The organism is Nonomuraea turkmeniaca, from assembly GCF_005889735.1.
GTDB classification, from domain to species: Bacteria; Actinomycetota; Actinomycetes; order Streptosporangiales; family Streptosporangiaceae; genus Nonomuraea; species Nonomuraea turkmeniaca.
This window is the reverse complement of the sequence record NZ_VCKY01000532.1, coordinates 1-1,447: the sequence shown is the minus strand read 5'-3', so window position 1 is coordinate 1,447 and position 1,447 is coordinate 1. Positions and strand designations below refer to the sequence as shown.

The following is a 1,447-nucleotide window of genomic DNA, read 5'->3' as shown; positions in this document are numbered from 1 at the left end:
GTGCCGCCGCGCTCGGAGGAGCACGCCCGCTCGTGGCTGGGCTCGGGCTTCGGGTACGGCAAGGCGCTCGACTGGCGTTTCGTCACCGGCGGCCCCATGGAGCTCGGCCCGGCCACGGTGTGGGGCAGGCTCACGATCCCGCTGGTCGAGGGCGAGGAGATGACCCCGCTCGAACGGCTGGCGGTGTTCGCCGACAGCGGCAACGGCGTCAGCTTCGCCCTCGACTTCGCCACCCACGTGTTCGTGAACGTGGACCTGACGATCTCGTTGTTCCGCGCCCCCGAGGGCGAGTGGACCTGCATGGACGCCGAGACGGTCATCGGACCGTCGGGCAGGGGCCTGACCCGCTCCACCCTGTACGACGAGACCGGCCAGGTGGGCACGGCGACTCAGACCCTGTTCGTCGCGCCAAGATGAGGCGCCAAGACGACGGGGAGTTGCCATGATGGATGCCATGGTGATCGACCTCAACGCGGACCTGGGCGAGGGCTTCGGCATCTGGCGCCTCGGCGACGACCTCGCGCTGCTCGACATCGTCACGAGCGCCAACGTGGCCTGCGGCTTCCACGCCGGCGACCCCGTCACGATCAGACGCACGTGCGCGGCGGCAGTGGACCGGGGCGTGACGATCGGCGCGCAGGTGTCCTACCGTGACCTGGCGCACTTCGGCCGCAGGGAGATGGACGTCGAGCCCGAGGAGCTGTGCGCCGAGATCCTCTACCAGCTCGCGGCCGTCGACGGCATCGCCAGGGCGATGGGCGGCCGGGTGTCGTACGTCAAGCCGCACGGCGCGCTCTACAACCGGATCGTCCGCGACGAGGTCCAGGCGGCGGCGCTGATCGACGCGGTGGCCGACTACGACCCGTCGCTGCCGGTGCTCACGTTGCCGGGCTCGGTCGTGCACAAGGTGGCGGCGGCCGAGGGTGTGCCGACGGTGAACGAGGCGTTCGCGGACCGCGCGTACACGCCCGCCGGGACGCTGGTCCCGCGCAGGGAGCCTGACGCCGTGCTCCACGACCCCGCGGCGGTGGCCGCCCGTGCCGTCCAGATGGCCGTGGAAGGCTCTGTGACGGCCGTGGACGGTAGTTCCGTACCGGTTTCCGCCCGTTCCATCTGCGTCCACGGAGACACGCCTGACGCCGTCCGGCTGGCGCAAGGGGTGCGGGACGCGTTGCTGGCGGCCGGAGTGGTCCTGCAGGCGTTCGCGTGATCCGGACGGCCGGGGAGCACGGGCTGCTCGTGGAGACGGGCTCGCTGGAGTTGTCGCACCGGCTGCACGCGGCGCTGCGGGGCGACCGGCCGGAGGGGGTCGTGGAGATCGTGCCGGGGCCGGACACCGTCCTCGTGGTGGCTCCGGGCGTGGATCAGGCGCGGTTGCGGGCGCGGCTGGAGGCGGTCGTCGCGCTGGAGCGGGGCAAGGAGCAGGAGCTGTCGCTTATACACATCT

General features: G+C 71.7%; 3 protein-coding genes. All 3 read left to right on the top strand.

From position 1 onward, the window contains the following. On the top strand, positions 1–417 hold a 417-nt coding region (locus tag ETD86_RS54325; protein ID WP_170223816.1), incomplete at its 5' end, for a thioesterase family protein. A gap of 37 nt (positions 418–454) precedes the next feature. Further along, positions 455–1,210 (top strand): LamB/YcsF family protein, encoded by a 756-nt coding sequence (locus ETD86_RS54320; protein ID WP_138674384.1) that lies wholly within the window; start codon positions 455–457, stop codon positions 1,208–1,210. Next, positions 1,207–1,447 (top strand): carboxyltransferase domain-containing protein (locus tag ETD86_RS54315; RefSeq protein WP_138674382.1); only part of this gene is annotated, 241 nt, incomplete at its 3' end. The genes ETD86_RS54320 and ETD86_RS54315, both read left to right, overlap by 4 nt.

Bases quoted from the DNA above. Each gene is read 5' to 3' on its own strand.
- ETD86_RS54320 (WP_138674384.1), top strand. From the start codon at position 455: ATGGTGATCGACCTCAACGCGGACCTGGGCGAGGGCTTCGGCATCTGG.